Source organism: Leptothoe kymatousa TAU-MAC 1615 (assembly GCF_018739865.1).
GTDB lineage: Bacteria > Cyanobacteriota > Cyanobacteriia > Phormidesmidales > Phormidesmidaceae > Leptothoe > Leptothoe kymatousa.
Genome location: NZ_JADOER010000004.1, coordinates 924,199 through 939,804, shown reverse-complemented (window position 1 = coordinate 939,804; position 15,606 = coordinate 924,199). Strand labels below are relative to the sequence as shown.

The following is a 15,606-nucleotide window of genomic DNA, read 5'->3' as shown; positions in this document are numbered from 1 at the left end:
TTAAACCCGTTCCATTTCTATTCTTTGGATCTCTTTTTATGGCAACCAAAAAGCATGGCTTGATTTTGAGTGCAGCTGCCTTAACAACCATGGCGGTAGTTGTTGCAGGAACAAGCATTCACTGGTCTCAAAGTCAGGCATTCTTTCGGGAAAGCCCTAAAGAGGTAATTGATGAAGTTTGGCAGTTAATTGATCACGAGTACGTTGACGATACGTTTAACGATCAAGATTGGCAGGCGGTTCGCAATAATTATTTGAATCGTGACTACACCGATAGCACAGCAGCCTACGATGCTATTCGGGAAATGCTAGACACCCTGGAAGATCCTTATACACGCTTCATGGATCCCCAGGAATTTCGCAATATGCAAATTGACACCTCCGGGGAACTCACCGGTGTGGGCATTCAGATTTCCCAGGAAGAGGACACGGAAGAAATTGTTGTAGTGTCGCCGATTGAGGATACGCCCGCCTTTGAGGCAGGGCTGCGTTCCGGCGATGTGATTTATGCCATTGACGGTGAAAACACCGAGGGAATGGATCTCAGTGATGCGGTTAATTTAATCCGAGGTCCAGTCAATTCTGAAGTCACACTGACGATCATTCGCGATGGCGAGGAAATTGACTTTGACCTAGTGCGGGCTCGCATTGAAATCCATCCGGTGCGCTATGCCTATCACCCAGAACAAGAGGGTGGGGTGGGCTATATCCGGCTGACTCAGTTTAGTGCCAATGCTGCCTCTGAGATGCGAGAGGCGATTCAGGAATTGGAACTGCGGGATGTGACTGGCTACGTGTTGGATTTGCGCTCTAACCCTGGCGGTTTGCTATATTCCAGCATTGATATTTCCCGTATGTGGCTCAGCGAAGGCACCATCGTATCGACGGTGAATCGGGAAGGTACGTTGGATGAAAATGTTGCTAGCGATCGCGCCTTAACGGACAAGCCCTTAGTAGTACTTGTGGACGGTGGTTCTGCCAGCGCCAGCGAAATCCTATCGGGGGCATTGCAGGATAATAATCGAGCAGTATTGGTGGGCACCACCACCTTTGGCAAAGGATTGGTACAGTCTGTACGCGGTCTGGGAGATGGTTCCGGCATTGCGGTGACCATTGCCAAATACCTCACCCCCAGCGGTCGCGACATTAACACCCTAGGCATCGAGCCCAACTTCACCGTAGAGCTATCGGATGATGAACGGGAATACCTCAGTGAGGACCGCGAACGCATTGGCACATCAGACGATCCTCAATATGCCAAGGCCATTGAAGTACTCAACGATGTCATTCGCGGTCAACGGTCAGCGGCTAGTGTGGGCGGCTTATCTATCAACTAAAACCGGCGCGGTCAGCGGCTAGTGTGGGCGGATTATCTATCAACTAAAACCGCCGCGGTCAGCGTGGGCGGATGATCTATTAACTAAGGCCCCAGGCCCTATTTAGGCAAGCACTTCCCAGCTCGAATTAGCCCCACCCGTTTAGCAATGGCTTCAGAGCGGCTTGCAAAAGGGCCCCAGTTTTGGGGTTCACCGTCTGTCGCACCTAACTCGGTGTGGGTCACAATATCGCAGGCGCCTTCTGAGCGTTGCACAATATGCCACGTCTCAGCAGGTTCAGGCGCTGGGTCAGGTGCTTCACTGGGATTCGTCTCAGGGTTGTTCGCCATGGTTAACCGATAATAAAAAGACTGGTTATGGGGTGCTGGTCTGGCTGCGGGGGATTAAATAAACTAGCCCAGACCACCAGGTAATAGCAACGGCAAGCCAAAACAGCACCAGGGACAGTTGGACGTAGGTTTGAGACAACGGTGACAGCAGCACTGCGATCGCAACTATTTGGATCACCGTTTTCACCTTGCCCCAGAGGTTAGCCCCCACCACCTTGACCTGCCCCACGCGCCAGCCAGCAATGGTCAGTTCCCGGGCCAGAATCAAAAATACCCCCCAAGCAGGCACCGTCCCCAGCTGCACTAACACCATTAACGGCGCCAGTACCAACAACTTATCCACCAGTGGATCCAAAAACTTGCCTAGCTCAGTCACCTGGTTAAGACGCCGGGCCAAATATCCATCCAACCAATCGGTGCAAGCCGCTAACAAAAAGACCGCCACTGCCCACCAGCGACTGCCCACCGTAGGATTCGCCAGCACCCAAAACACAACCGGAATCGCCAGCAACCGTGACAACGTAATCCAAGTGGGTAAATTCATACCTGTCCCCTGCAGCTTATCGATAGCTAATGTGTTCTTCCCGATAGCTGGGAGGCTCCACATGGATAGTTGCCCGAATCGACCCAAACGCCTGTTCTAACTGCCGTTCCACCGATTCCGTAATATCGTGGGCACTCACCACATCTTTGGGCTCCACGATCAAGTGCATATCCACAAATACCTGACGCCCTAGCAACCCGCGAGAGGCAATGCTGTGGCAGTTTAAAACCCCAGGCACCCGCATCACTTCCCGGTGAATGGCCTCTGGGGCAATGGCCATTTCGTCCACTAGCCAGGGCAAATTAGCCGACAGCACGACCCAGCCACTGTGCAATACCAGAATAGCCACCGGTAACGCCATGACGATATCCAACCAGGCCAAACCACGCCAAACACCAATTAACCCAGTAATAACAACGATGGTGATCCAGATATCGCTCATCGTATGGTGGGCATCGGCAATCAGTAGATTGCTACCCAAACGCAGCCCCACCCGTCGCTCATAAACGGCGACTGCAATATTGATGCCCAAAACCATCAACATCAACCAAAGCGACGCTGGCGTTAGGGTGACCGGTTCAGACCCCAGCAACAACCGTTCGAAGGTGCCCCGCAAAATCTCAAAACAGGCAATGCCTAGAAAAGCCGCAATGCCCAGGGCGCCAACAGCTTCATACTTTTGGTGGCCATAGGGATGCTCTCGATCGGGCTCCGGTGAGGCTAGCTGATTCGTCACCAAACCCAAAATATTGTTGGCACTATCCGTCACACTGTGAAGGGCATCTGCCAGCAAACTCAAGGAGCCGGTCCAAAAGCCCACAATCACCTTGAGTACCATTACCAACAAATTAAGAAGCAAGGTGATCACCAAGACCTGCCTCACTTCCGACCGATAGCGAACTCCAGACACTTCAGTAGACATGAGCACCTTTCCGCAGCATGTCTAATAGTAGCGAAGGACGCTCCCTTACGGATACTAAACTGCCAACTGGGTTTGCAACCGGTGCATATGATTAAACAGCTGCCAACAGTAGGATTCTGGCAAACCACAGGTCCAAGCCCCCCGCATCACCACATCGAAATACCAATCGTTGGGAGCACATTCATGGTTCAATTTATCGACCACCGTATAGGTGCGTGTATCAGGAAACTGCTGGCCCCGACAGTGAATGGCGACCCGATGGTGCACATAGCCTTGTTCACGGCGATCTAAGCCTGCACTCAAATAGTGGGGCAAATGATATAAAACACCATGCACAATGGAGTTAGGATGCGGCGTAATATCAAGGACACCACATTGGCGACGACTGGAATACCGGAAAAACCCGAGTCGATAGTCTAGTAAATACGCAGGACCTACCACATAGTCGTGGGTATTCTCCCCTAACGAACGTTTGAGATCGACGGGGCACATACAGGAGCCATAGGCAAAGTAATAAAATCCATCGACCTGCCCACATCTGGTAACCACAGTGACTCTCCCTTATTTCTTTTAAGCGCAGCTAAGTTTATTTTTTAGACATCCCCATGACATCCCTTGCCGGTCTCATACTGATCATTATTAGCCTATGGATCTGCCAAATCATCGATGGCATTCCCCACATATTTTCTGGTTTTCCAGGCCTACCTTGGTGGCTCTGGCTGGGGGTGGGCTCCATCGTTGTCAGTTGGTTGATTAAGGATTAACAACCAACTGACAACGATGGGATGTGATTCCAGTAAATTTATAGGGGTCTAGCATTTTGCGTTCGTAAGCCTCTCTTTCCCATGGGAGGATCCTTAAGAATATTGGGCAATCTCTCAAGTGTGACAATCGCCCACATGTGGTGGGTTTCTCAGGGAGTAACTACTATGGCTAAGAATTTTGATCTAGAACAATTAGAACAGCTAGCTGGGGGCGATAAGGCCTTTGAGAAAGAGCTGTTGAACATGTTCGTAGAGGATGTCGGCAACAGCATCAATCAGCTAGCAGCGGCGATCTCAGCGGACGATGTAGCGAACGCGAGGGAAGTGGCCCATTACATCAAGGGCGCCAGCGCCAATGTGGGTGCCGTGGGGATGTCGCAAACCGCAGCCCAAATTGAGAAGAAAGCCAAATCGGGTAGTCTGCAAGGGGCACCTAGTAGCTTAAGACAGCTGCAAACCCTACAAAAAGAAGTGCAACGCCTGACCCGCTAGCACTTACTTTTAGAGCGCTGAAAGCCGCCCTACTAACAGCGCTGACCAAAAAGCCATTCCTAAAACGCGAGGCCTAGGAATGGCTTTTTTTGATTTTGGCTGGGTGTGGTTCCTACATTGGCCGGAACGCCTGAAGAACTAGGCAGATGTGCGGCTTTCCGTCGGTTCGACCGTACCGTAAAGCTCGGGCAAATCTCGGGATGGCGGCAGGGTCTTCGATTCACGGGTTTCTATGTAGCCCGTATAGTAGGCGCCGGGCTCAATCTCAAGGGAGCCAGCCACGACGTCACCTTCTAATCGGGCGGTGCTACTCAAGGTGAGCTTACCTTCTACATAGACCCGAGCCTTGAGCACCCCTTGCACTGAAATATTTTTAGCTCGAACTTCTTGCCCCTCCACCAGACCTGTCTGGGAAATTTCTAAATCCCCTTGAATATCAACGATTCCATGAATGATGCCGTCAACCTGTAAACGACCTTCAGCATGAACGTTTCCTTCCAGCTCGCATGTACGGCTGAGATAGGTAAAGGCAGTCGTCGGCTTTCGCTTAAACATCTTAAACACGATAATTCAATACCTGGTCAACTGGACAGCGGTAAAAGACTTGGCCCGGGGGGAAGGCCCCAAGCACGCTTCGAAACCTAAAATCGCTTCTAAATCCAAAGCTGTTTGCCTATTGAACCATAAGGTTCAAAATTGCCGCTGCTGATTTAGATAAGGAACCGATCTGTAAACCTTGCTAATAGCCTGGATGTAAGAAATAAAACTACAGCCAGACGCAGCAACGATTAAAAAACCGGTTACCAGCAAGATTAGTAGTACCCAAGGAATGAAAGAGCTTTCAAACTTTAAGACTTTTCTTGCCTAAACTCTAGCATCAGTTTTTACCTCAGTATGTGGCTAAGGCTATTTGTTTACCCTTTATTTTTTGCAAGCGCTAAAAAAAGCACTCATCGATACAAATTACTCCGTAAATAGACGTAGAACATCGAGTTGCATAGCCGATTAAATGAGAGTTCCATAACTTTTGGGACGATGAAGCCATCTTTATCTGATTAGCGATGGAATCTTAGACCAGCCTGCTACCCCGATGCCAACAGCTGGCTCAACGCTAGGGCCGTCGCCGCTGAACCAATGGGAACGGTGAGATTGTCTACACCATATTTAGAAACGGCTTCCAAAATTGTGGCTGCGATCGCAACGCCTATGGCCACCAGCAACAGCTGCAAAGATAGCCCCTGGATGGTGCCCAAAACGACTAACACCACGATGGCGCTAGTCAGCGCCATCGTTAGACTGCCCTCTATACTCTTGCTCTCGCTCCAAATTTCATAGCCATGGGTACCCCAACGCTGCCCCACCAAGGCCGCCAAACCATCTCCCCAGCACATAATTAAAATGCCAACCACACCAAAATAGGGATAGCCCTGGGGCCAGCACCACCCCATCAGCACACCAATGCTAATGGCGTAAAAGAACGTTCCCCAACTACGACGGCCCACACTATTGATGCCAGGTAAAATCGGCCATCGATAGGAAATTAAGGCCACTGCACCAAATATCACCGACGCCGCCACCCCAATCCAGGCGGGCAACATAAACCACCAGGCCAATAAAATCACATGGCCCGCACCAATATGGACAATCTTGCGCGTGATTTCTGAACTGTAGCCAAACCGCCGGGCCAATTCAGACACCCCGCCGATTAACCCGAGCCACACTAGGACCAACCCAATCTGCCAGCCAGACACACCAATTTGCAGTTGTTCCATAAACGTCTTTGTAAGAACCCATGGAGATTGTAAAGCGTACACCCCCACCTTTATAAATGCGGTTCCCCAATCAGCCTCGGACTGCTATCTTGATGGGGAAATTCAGTCACGAGCCACGGCATGGGGAATACCTACAAGCGAGTACTACTCAAACTAAGCGGAGAAGCCTTAATGGGTGACCTTGCCTACGGCATTGATCCCACCATAGTTGATACGATTGCCCAGGAAATTGCCAAGACCGTTGAACAGGGCATTGAAATTGCCGTTGTGGTCGGCGGCGGCAACATTTTCCGAGGTGTTAAAGGGGCCGCATCCGGCATGGATCGGGCCACTGCCGACTATATCGGCATGCTGGCCACGGTCATGAATGCCATGACCCTGCAAGATGCCCTAGAGCGCATTGAGGTCCCCACTCGGGTCCAAACAGCTATTTCGATGCAGGAAATGGCTGAGCCCTATATTCGGCGTCGGGCCATTCGCCATTTAGAAAAAAAGCGAGTGGTAATATTTGGTGCCGGCTCCGGTAATCCTTTCTTCACCACTGACACGACAGCAGCTCTACGGGCCGCCGAAATTAGCGCAGAAGTGCTGCTTAAAGCCACCAAAGTAGACGGTGTTTATGATTCGGATCCCAAAACCAATCCAGATGCCAAACGCTACAAGACCTTGACCTACAGCCACGTTCTAGCCAAAGATCTGAAAGTGATGGATGGCACCGCCATTGCACTGTGTAAAGATAACAACATCCCCATTATGGTGTTTAATTTAGCCGTTGCTGGTAATATTCAACGGGCCATGACCGGGGAACCGATTGGCACAATTGTGGGAGGATCTTGTGAAGTTAGCTAGTATCGATGACGTGGAAAATGGGATGAAAAAGGCGGTTGAAGCCACCCAGCGTTCTTTTAATACCATTCGTACCGGACGCGCCAACGCATCTCTTTTAGACCGTATTACTATTGATTATTACGGCAGCCCTACGCCGTTAAAGTCAATGGCTAACATCAGCACTCCTGATCCCAGCACGCTGATGATTCAGCCCTATGATGCCAGTACTTTAACTAATATTGAAAAGGCTATTTCTCTATCTGATGTGGGGCTAACCCCCAACAATGATGGGTCTGTGATTCGACTCAATATTCCTGCCCTCACCACTGAGCGCCGTAAGGAATTTGTCAAAATGGCTGGCAAATATGCAGAAGAAGGTCGCGTGGCTATCCGTAATATTCGGCGTGAAGGCATGGACTTTGCCAAAAAGCAGGAGAAAAGTGGCGACCTGTCGGAGGATGAATCCCGCGACCTGCAGGACAATGTGCAAAAGCTGACGGATCAATACATCAAAAATGTGGATCAAGTCTTAGCGGACAAAGAAAAGGAGATTATGAAGGTCTAGTTTCCAACGGCTAAGGCCTTAACCCTTAGCATTATGCACTCCTGAAAAATGGTGACCGTGGCCCCTTAGAATAAGGGGCGTTGATGCTTTCCGCCCGGGGGCGGCAAGTGGGCCACTTCAGGAGTGCATAATGTTTGACTGTATCGTTGTGGGTGCTGGCCCTGCAGGCAGTACGACCGCTCATCAGCTGGGTAAGCGCGGGCGCTCTGTGTTGTTGCTGGAAAAACATCAGCTGCCTCGATATAAGCCCTGCACCGGCGCGATCGCACCCAGCATTGCCCAGTGGCTAGACTTCGACATCACCCCCGCCATCGACCACAAGCTGCGACGCATCCGCTACACCTGGCAGCTAGAAGACACCATTGACGCCGTCCTAGAAACCGAAGAACCCATGTGGGTGGTCCGGCGTGATGTATTTGACCACTATTTAGTAGAACAGGCCGCCAACCAAGGCGTCACCATCCAAGATGGCACCCCCGTAGTCGATATCAAGCTCCAAGACGGCACCTGGACCGTCACCACCGAGCAGGGGTCCTATGGATCAAAATACCTAATTGCAGCGGATGGAGCGGATGGCCCCATGGCCAAATGGCTGGGCTTTAAACCCGAAAAAGTTCGCCAGAGCTATGTCTTAGAACTAGATCTACCCGAACCAATCGCCCAACCCACAATGGCCTTTGAATTTGGCCTTGTGAAACAAGGCTGCCTGTGGGACTTCCCCAAGCAACAGAGCCATTCCCTAGGAATGACCCGATTTTTAGGCGATAAACCCAAAGATCCCGAAAACTCCCTGGCCACCTATGCCCAGTTCCTAGGCATGGAAGCGACAGCGGGCCACCTCCATACCCATGGCCTGAAACTATGGAACGGCAACCGCCCCCTCCATACCCAACGAGCCCTTTTAGTGGGGGAAGCCGCCGCCTTAGTAGATCCGATGACGGCAGAAGGCATCCGGCCCGCCATCTTTAGTGGCATACAAGCAGCCATCGCCATCGACGGCGCCCTCAATGGCGACAGCCACGCCCTAGAAAAATATAGCCACACTATCCACACCGAATGGGGCAATGACATCCAATGGAGTCAGCGCATTGCCAATGTCTTTTTCCGCATGCCAAAAATCGGCTATCGAGTCGGGATAAAACGGCCCACAGCCACAAAACGCCTAGGACAGCTACTGGCAGGAGAAATTCGCTACGCAGACCTAGCCAATCGCGTGATTAAACGCATCAGCGGCAGTTTTTTACCCGGACGAGATAACTAGCAAAGGGACGCGGCCAATCTACGGGAGGATGTTGGTCGCACCCAGCCCATGGGTCAGCATTACAAATGGTCCCCCTCCGGAATCAGCAAAGCGAAAAATCATAACAACCGCTGACGTTTTTTATTAATACAAACAAGCCATACCGATTTAATATAAAAAATATATTAATTAGTCTTAATTTAGCTACACAACGAAACAGCTGAAAAAGTATCAAAGGTTGCAAAATTCCTAAAATAATCCTTTAGAAAAAAGGCATGAAACCCTGACTTCTTAAACATATTCTTCATAAGAATGATAATTTTTGTCTTTAAATCTATTGGCGTTTTTTGATTTTTCCCATGGGTTAAATAGTCTCAAAATGCTCTGTGCCAAGGATTAAAGCGGACACGGGGATCGCCCTTTTAACAAGCGATCCCCGTGTTTCCTGTATCTTTCGGCACATTGTCGTAGCTGGAGAGAATTGCCATAATTAAGGCCTGTTCGCCCTTACCAATAATCTCTATGAGCACTACCATTCAATCTATTCATTGTCCTAACTGTGGCAAAGCAGCTGAACGCCATTATCTAAATTCACAACAGTTAACCCGAACGCAATGTTCCAGTTGTGATTACTTAATGATTGTTTGTCAACGAACGGGCAAAGTTATCGAAGCTTATGCCCCAGGTTTTGCCTCAGTTTTTGCCAGTTAATCAACATTATTTTTGGGATCGACAAGAACGCTCCTACGACCCTCGCTACGCAATGACGGCTGGTTAAGCCCCCACATACAACCGGCCTAGTAGCCCCTAGACATTGACGACCTTAGAGGCTCTTAACTGCCCACAAGCAGCATCCTTTTCTAAGCCCCGAGAATATCGCACACTTACCGCAATCCCCGCTGCTTTTAATGCATTCGTAAATTGACTGACCCGCTTTTTAGAAGGGCGCTGATAGTCCACCTCATCAATCGGATTGTAGGGAATCAGGTTGACATGGCTTTGGAAACCACGCAATAAGCTAGCTAGCTCTGCGGCATGTTCCGGGCAATCATTCAGACCTGCCAGCAAAATATACTCAAAGGTCACCCGCCGTCCCGTCACCGTCACATACTCACGGCACTCATCCAGGAGCTGCTCCAGTGGATACTGCTGGGCACTGGGGATCAGCTGCGTGCGCAATGTTTGATTGGACGCATGGAGACTCACCGCCAGCGTTATCTGAAGATTGTGCTGGGCCAGGCGACGAATTTGGCCGGGGATACCAACGGTAGAGACCGTAATACTACGCTGACCAATGCCAATATCCTGATTCAGACATTGAACCGCAGCCACCACATTTTTCACATTGATCAGGGGCTCTCCCATGCCCATAAAAACAATGTTGCTCACACGCTGCTCAAAGTCTTCTTGGACCGTCAGCACCTGATCCACAATTTCGTGGGTGGCCAGATTGCGAATAAAGCCGCCCTTGCCAGTGGCGCAAAAGTCACATGCCATGGGACAGCCCACCTGGGAAGACACACACACCGTCAGGCGTTTCTCAGTGGGCATCCCAACGGTTTCAATAATGTGGTTATCGTCTAACCGCAGCAGAAATTTCACCGTTTGGTCTGGCGCAATGGAGCGATGGTGAATGTCGGAACGTCCGACGGATACATGGGCGGCAGACTGACGCCATGCCTTGGGAAAAACCGTAATGTCGGCAAGAGAGCGCACGCCTTTTCCGTAGAGCCATTGATGCAGCTGTTTACCACGGTAAGCGGGTTGATCCTGGGTTTGCACCCACTCAGTGAGTTCGGCCTGGGTCATCCCCAATAGGGGACGCTGGCCGGATGTGTTATCCAGGATGGCAACCATGATTTCAGACCATAGAGAAAGGCCCAGCAATAAATACCGGACCTATATCTTAGAAGATTTGGGCAATAGAATTAGGTGAAACCCAGCTTAATTATTGGTATCAGGATTTTCGTTAATCAGATCCACTAGGCCTTCTGTTAACGCCCGGGGATCCATGAAGACCACTTTAGAATTCTCACTTTCACCCAGCTTCTGGTTGGCATCCACATAGCGTTGAGCAATGAGAAACTTCATGATTTCGCCCTGACTTAGCTGGCCGTCAAAGGCTTGGGCAATTAGCTGCATCGACTGTACGCTACCTTCGGCTTCTAGAATGGCGGCTTCTTTTAAGCCTTTGGCTTTGGTTATGGCTGCACGTTTTGCAATTTCAGCCGCCTGCTCCATGCGCATGGATTCTTCCACTTCGGAAGGAATTTTAATCTCCTGAACTTCCACGCGGTTTACCTTTACCCCCCAAGGCTCAGTGGCTTCGTCTAAGACGTCCAACAGGGACTTGTTAATGGTTTCGCGAGAGGAGAAGGTTTCTTGCAGCTCCATTTTACCGACTTCAGAGCGCAGGGTTGTGGTTACTAACTCTTGAATGGCCGTCTCCACATCTTCAATGGCGTAGTAGGTTTTCTCCAGATCCAAAATCCGCCAATAGATAACGGCGTCCACATCCACATTGACATTGTCCCGTGTGGTTGCAGACCGGGGTTCAATATCTAGAATTTGCTCCCGCAGCGTGTCTTCAATCACCAGAGCGTCTAGTAACGGCACAATAAAGTTCACCCCAGGATCTAAGGTGGCTTTGTAACGGCCTAACCGTTCAATTAATGCCGCATTACCTTCTTTAACAACCCTGACCGAACCAACAGAGTAGCCGATCACAATTAACGAGAGAATAGCGAGGATGGAAGAACCCATAGGGAATCAAAGCGCACGCGAATTAATGTGCCCATGGATAGCACATCTTTCGAGTTTCTGTCTAGCGTACAGATGAAAAATTGCGATACCCTTCCCCCCAAATACCCCTAGATCTTTTAGCCACAGGCCTTAGCCAGTGGGTCTATGTTGAGAAAGTTAACGGTATATTTTGGAATGAAACAATGTGAAGCAATGTGGGTCAGCTTAGGAGTGGTGGTCCTGGGGGGGCTTTTTCAGACCAGCGCCTGGGGTGGGGATGATCACGGTGGTTGCTATATCCAAGACAGCCGTGGCCAAACCTATGACCTGGGTGAGCTTTGCCCCGATCGGAGTGAACCCGATATTCAACCCGTTTTACAAACCGGTGATATTCAGATCACTTTGCGTTGGGACACCCGCGATGATTTGGACCTAATTGTGGTCGATCCCAATAGCAACATTATTGATTTTGGCTCCCCCACCTCTCCTACCGGTGGCCGGTTGGATGTGAATGCCAACGGCTTTTGTGAAACCCACAGCGCAAACCCGGTGGAAAATATTTTTTGGCCGACGGGGGCAGCGCCCAGTGGAGACTATTTGGCCTATGTTGCGCTCACCATTCCCTGTGGTGAGCAGTCAGCGAATGCGGCGGATGGGCTAGCCGTGCCCTATACCCTGACTATTTTGAACAATGGAGTCACCACCCTCTATGAGGGCATTAGCCGACCAGGGGAATTTGGTCGAGAATATGTATTTCAAGTGGGGGACACGGCGCCAGCAGCGGAAACAGCCCCCATATCGCCGCCGGAGGAAGCGGAGGACAATTTGGAACTGCCCACCTTTGGGTTACCTGAACTGTGACTCGGCCAAAACAGATACCAGGGACCGACTACTGGCCTTTGCGGCGATTACCGTCTAGATTTGAACGGCCCTTGCCCCTTGGGGAATAAACCGAGTAGCGGCCCTAGGATAACTCCGAATACAAAGCCCCCGGCATGGGCCCAGTAGGCCACACCACCGGCCCCCATGTCGGCATTGGCCCCTAAGCTTGCTACACCGTAAAATGCCTGCTGCACAAACCACCAACCGAGGAAGAAGATGGCCGGAATGCGCACGGTGGTAATCAGAATAAATAAAGGCAACAGGGTGAGGATTTGGGCCCTGGGGAATCGAATGATGTAGGCTCCCATGATGCCTGCGATCGCGCCACTGGCCCCGAGGGTGGGCACGATAGAGCTGGGCATAAAAACCCACTGGGCCAGCCCGGCCAACGCCCCACAGGCCAGGTAAAACACAATAAACTTGCCATGGCCCAGCTGGTCTTCAATATTATTGCCAAAAATCCAAAGGTAGAGCATGTTGCCCCCCAGGTGGGCCCAGCCACCATGGAGAAACTGGGAGCTAATCAGGGTAAACCATTCGCCTACTGGATTCACGGTGCGGCCCACAAAGCTATCCGTTAGCTCCGCTGGCACAATCGCCCATACCCGAAAAAACTGATCCAGGGCCTGCTCCCCAGCCCCTTGCAGGGAAAGCTCGTAGAAAAATAGCACCACATTGAGGGCAATCAGACCAAACACCACATAGGGAGTGGTACGGGTGGGATTATTGTCGTTTAAAGGAACCACAGAAAATTTATACCGGCCGACGTTTTATATTGTCAGGTATTGTCGGTGATGGTTTTTCGATTCTGCCGATTAAGTTTTAAATTCCGACTTCTGATTTCCGACTTCTGATTTCCCATTTCACGCTGCCTGAGATTCCCCAGGCTTCCCACCCCACACAGCTTTGATAGTGTCTAGAAAGGCAAAAACAGAGGGGGGCTGCAGGGCGTCTGTTAAGGTAATCACCCCAATCACCCGTTCAAAGGGGTCCGGCAGCTGGGCCACGATAATATCGTCTGGAATGGGTTCTGCCGCGAGCTTGGCCATGATGGTAGCCCCCAGCCCCTTTTGCACCATGCTGACAATGGTGGAATCTTCTCGCACATCGTAGGCAAACTTGCAGGGCTGCTGGTGCCGCATGAGATATTGCTCAATTTTGTAACGACAGCCATCCCCCGGAGGTGTTTGAATCAGGGGATAGCTAAACAGCTGTTCCCAGGTAAGCTGAGCATTTACGGGTTTTGCCGCTGGTGGCAACAGCACAATATATTCATCCCGCAACAGTTCCCAGGCATCAAATTCTTTACCCGCTGGCAAATAGCTAAAGCCAATGTCAATGCGCCCTTCCCGCAGGGATTCATCCACGCGGCGGTAGTGGCTAAATTCATCAATGGTGACGCTGATGCCTGGATATTGCTGACGAAAGCGTTCGATCACCGCTGGCAAAATGTGGGTGGCCACGCTACGAAATCCACCGATGCGCACCTGGCCGGACTGTAGGCCCTTAGCTAGCTGGGCCTGCTGACAAATGGTATCGAGCCGATTTAACACGGCTTCGGCTTCGGCCGTAATGGTTGCCCCCACTGGGGTCAGCACGGCCCCCTGGCGACCACGGTTGAGCAAAATCACACCGAGCTCTGTTTCTAGGGTGGCGATCGCATGACTTACCGCCGACTGGGACAGATCTAACTGGAGTGCGGCATCGCTAAAGGTACCGGTTTTTGCGATCGCTACCAGCGCCCGCAGTTGTGAAAGTTTTAGTCGGTTGGGATTGCTCTGCGCCATAGAGCCCCTAAGGAATGTAGATGATACCTAAACCATATTCGGCTCAAACCATTAAGATTTTCCCAACGAAAACCCCCAAGGCCAAATTAGAACAGGGTTTATCTTTTGATATTGCCCTAGATTGCTAAATAAAATCGATTAAATCCATCTATAGCTTTCATGGAAATTGTGCAGCAGACCACTTGATTTGGCCGATCAGCCACCATACACTAAAAAACTGTGCCAATCGGGCGTTAGTCCAACCATTCCCTAAGGGAGACATGGCCCACGGAGCTGCCCCCAAACCCCATCCGCCCGACCAACCATGACGGGGCGAAATAAAATGGGAAACTCCCCCCTAAATCCCCATGTCCCTAATTAGCGTTCGCCCCGAGGGGCTGTACTGTGCCCAAGGCGATTTCTACATCGACCCATGGCGCAAAGTAGAAACAGCCCTCATCACCCACGCCCACTCGGACCATGCCCGTTCTGGCTCTGAACATTACTACGCCATCCACAGTTCAGCAGGAATCCTCCGCAAGCGTCTAGGCCAGGATATCGACCTCAAACCGATGCAGTATGGCGACAAGATTAAACTAGGCAATACCTGGGTATCGTTTCATTCAGCGGGCCATGTTTTGGGCTCAGCCCAGATCCGAGTGGAGCACAAGGATGACGTGTGGTGCATATCCGGAGACTACAAACGCTGCGCTGACCCCACCTGCGAACCGTTCGAGGTGGTAGAGTGCGACACCTACATTACCGAAGCCACCTTTGGTCTCCCCATCTATCGTTGGCAGTCAGGGGCGACAACAGCAGAACAAATTTATCGCTGGTGGCAACGTGATTTAGAACGCCCCTCACTGTTGTTTTGTTATTCCTTTGGTAAAGCCCAGCGCGTATTGGCGGAACTCACCCAATTCACAGACAAAACAGTTTATGTCCACGGGGCAGTCCAGGCACTCACCGAGATTTATCGACAGGTCGGGGTCAACATGCTTCCCACCGTACCCACCAGCCAAACAGAAAAATCCTATCGGTTTCAAGGAGATTTGGTGATTGCCCCGCCATCTGGCCATCGTTCTACTTGGATGAAGCGATTTAAACGGCCCCAAACGGCCTTTGCATCCGGGTGGATGGCGGTGCGCGGTGCGCGCCGACGGCGCGGATATGAGCGGGGATTTATCCTATCGGACCATGCCGACTGGCCCAGCTTAATTCGGACAGTAAAAGAGACCAAGGCAACCACAGTCTATGTGACCCACGGCCAAAACGATGTGTTGTCGAGATATTTAACAGAACAACTCGGGATTAACGCCATGCCTTTGGACACCCTATTTGAAGGGGAAGTCGACAATTAGCCATTGACGACTTGAAACAATCTCAAAACCTGGCGAATTGTCTAGACATGACAACTAAAATC

Annotated in this window: 19 protein-coding genes; 9 read left to right on the top strand and 10 right to left on the bottom strand. The window is 50.9% G+C overall.

Translation table 11 applies throughout. The features are described from left to right. The first annotated feature begins 38 nt into the window (after positions 1-38). The gene (gene ctpC / locus IXB28_RS06355) at positions 39-1,337 is read left to right on the top strand and encodes a carboxyl-terminal processing protease CtpC (RefSeq protein ID WP_215617689.1); all 1,299 of its coding nucleotides are present in this window, start codon (positions 39-41) and stop codon (positions 1,335-1,337) included. A gap of 98 nt (positions 1,338-1,435) precedes the next feature. Here ctpC and IXB28_RS06350 read toward each other — a convergent pair whose 3' ends face one another. The 4 genes from IXB28_RS06350 to IXB28_RS06335 form a co-directional block, all read right to left on the bottom strand. Continuing rightward, positions 1,436-1,594: a DDE transposase family protein gene (locus IXB28_RS06350; protein WP_407659176.1), complete on the bottom strand. Its 159-nt coding sequence runs from the start codon at positions 1,592-1,594 to the stop codon at positions 1,436-1,438. A 97-nt stretch (positions 1,595-1,691) separates the two neighbouring features. Continuing rightward, positions 1,692-2,210 carry a CDP-diacylglycerol--glycerol-3-phosphate 3-phosphatidyltransferase gene (pgsA, locus tag IXB28_RS06345; protein WP_215617688.1) on the bottom strand — a complete coding sequence of 173 codons (519 nt, stop codon included), beginning with the start codon at positions 2,208-2,210 and terminating at the stop codon, positions 1,692-1,694. 16 nt (positions 2,211-2,226) lie between these two features. After that, a complete protein-coding gene (locus IXB28_RS06340) occupies positions 2,227-3,132 on the bottom strand; it encodes a cation diffusion facilitator family transporter (RefSeq protein WP_215617687.1) in 906 nt (301 codons plus the stop codon). A gap of 54 nt (positions 3,133-3,186) precedes the next feature. Beyond that, positions 3,187-3,681, bottom strand: coding sequence for a gamma-glutamylcyclotransferase (locus tag IXB28_RS06335; RefSeq protein ID WP_326520962.1), 495 nt, complete (start codon positions 3,679-3,681; stop codon positions 3,187-3,189). A 56-nt stretch (positions 3,682-3,737) separates the two neighbouring features. Here IXB28_RS06335 and IXB28_RS06330 point away from each other — a divergent pair, with 56 nt between their 5' ends. Both IXB28_RS06330 and IXB28_RS06325 read left to right on the top strand, forming a co-directional pair. After that, positions 3,738-3,896 (top strand): hypothetical protein, encoded by a 159-nt coding sequence (locus IXB28_RS06330; protein ID WP_215617686.1) that lies wholly within the window; start codon positions 3,738-3,740, stop codon positions 3,894-3,896. A gap of 165 nt (positions 3,897-4,061) precedes the next feature. Next, the gene (locus IXB28_RS06325) at positions 4,062-4,388 is read left to right on the top strand and encodes an Hpt domain-containing protein (protein WP_215617685.1); all 327 of its coding nucleotides are present in this window, start codon (positions 4,062-4,064) and stop codon (positions 4,386-4,388) included. A gap of 138 nt (positions 4,389-4,526) precedes the next feature. On the opposite strand, the gene IXB28_RS06320 is transcribed toward IXB28_RS06325, so the two are convergent. Together IXB28_RS06320 and IXB28_RS06315 are read right to left on the bottom strand one after the other, a co-directional pair. Then, positions 4,527-4,943 carry a bactofilin family protein gene (locus tag IXB28_RS06320; RefSeq protein ID WP_215617931.1) on the bottom strand — a complete coding sequence of 139 codons (417 nt, stop codon included), beginning with the start codon at positions 4,941-4,943 and terminating at the stop codon, positions 4,527-4,529. 527 nt (positions 4,944-5,470) lie between these two features. Continuing rightward, on the bottom strand, positions 5,471-6,160 hold the full coding sequence (locus tag IXB28_RS06315; protein WP_215617684.1) for a diacylglycerol/polyprenol kinase family protein: 690 nt from the start codon (positions 6,158-6,160) through the stop codon (positions 5,471-5,473). 120 nt (positions 6,161-6,280) lie between these two features. Here IXB28_RS06315 and pyrH point away from each other — a divergent pair, with 120 nt between their 5' ends. The 4 genes from pyrH to IXB28_RS17010 all read left to right on the top strand — a co-directional run bounded on the left by pyrH (position 6,281) and on the right by IXB28_RS17010 (position 9,504). Beyond that, positions 6,281-7,009, top strand: a complete 729-nt coding sequence (gene pyrH, locus IXB28_RS06310) for a UMP kinase (protein WP_215617683.1) — start codon at positions 6,281-6,283, stop codon at positions 7,007-7,009. A gap of 22 nt (positions 7,010-7,031) precedes the next feature. After that, complete coding sequence (frr, locus tag IXB28_RS06305) at positions 7,032-7,553, top strand: ribosome recycling factor (protein WP_216862982.1); 522 nt, start codon at positions 7,032-7,034, stop codon at positions 7,551-7,553. A gap of 130 nt (positions 7,554-7,683) precedes the next feature. Next, complete coding sequence (locus IXB28_RS06300) at positions 7,684-8,814, top strand: geranylgeranyl reductase family protein (RefSeq protein WP_215617681.1); 1,131 nt, start codon at positions 7,684-7,686, stop codon at positions 8,812-8,814. Positions 8,815-9,315: 501 nt separating this feature from the next. Beyond that, on the top strand, positions 9,316-9,504 hold the full coding sequence (locus tag IXB28_RS17010; protein ID WP_246559635.1) for a replication restart DNA helicase PriA: 189 nt from the start codon (positions 9,316-9,318) through the stop codon (positions 9,502-9,504). Between the two features lie 96 nt (positions 9,505-9,600). Here the strand turns inward: IXB28_RS17010 and rlmN are convergent, their stop codons facing one another. Together rlmN and IXB28_RS06290 are read right to left on the bottom strand one after the other, a co-directional pair. Continuing rightward, positions 9,601-10,650 (bottom strand): 23S rRNA (adenine(2503)-C(2))-methyltransferase RlmN, encoded by a 1,050-nt coding sequence (rlmN, locus tag IXB28_RS06295; RefSeq protein WP_215617680.1) that lies wholly within the window; start codon positions 10,648-10,650, stop codon positions 9,601-9,603. An 87-nt stretch (positions 10,651-10,737) separates the two neighbouring features. Next, positions 10,738-11,556, bottom strand: a complete 819-nt coding sequence (locus IXB28_RS06290; protein ID WP_215617679.1) for an SPFH domain-containing protein — start codon at positions 11,554-11,556, stop codon at positions 10,738-10,740. A 174-nt stretch (positions 11,557-11,730) separates the two neighbouring features. Here IXB28_RS06290 and IXB28_RS06285 point away from each other — a divergent pair, with 174 nt between their 5' ends. Beyond that, a complete protein-coding gene (locus tag IXB28_RS06285; protein ID WP_215617678.1) occupies positions 11,731-12,396 on the top strand; it encodes a hypothetical protein in 666 nt (221 codons plus the stop codon). Positions 12,397-12,443: 47 nt separating this feature from the next. Here IXB28_RS06285 and IXB28_RS06280 read toward each other — a convergent pair whose 3' ends face one another. Both IXB28_RS06280 and IXB28_RS06275 read right to left on the bottom strand, forming a co-directional pair. Further along, positions 12,444-13,163 carry a rhomboid family intramembrane serine protease gene (locus IXB28_RS06280; protein WP_215617677.1) on the bottom strand — a complete coding sequence of 240 codons (720 nt, stop codon included), beginning with the start codon at positions 13,161-13,163 and terminating at the stop codon, positions 12,444-12,446. A 117-nt stretch (positions 13,164-13,280) separates the two neighbouring features. Next, on the bottom strand, positions 13,281-14,204 hold the full coding sequence (locus IXB28_RS06275) for a LysR family transcriptional regulator (RefSeq protein WP_215617676.1): 924 nt from the start codon (positions 14,202-14,204) through the stop codon (positions 13,281-13,283). Between the two features lie 347 nt (positions 14,205-14,551). Between IXB28_RS06275 and IXB28_RS06270 the strand changes: the two genes are divergently transcribed. Continuing rightward, the gene (locus tag IXB28_RS06270; protein ID WP_215617675.1) at positions 14,552-15,544 is read left to right on the top strand and encodes a ligase-associated DNA damage response exonuclease; all 993 of its coding nucleotides are present in this window, start codon (positions 14,552-14,554) and stop codon (positions 15,542-15,544) included. Positions 15,545-15,606 lie beyond the last annotated feature (62 nt).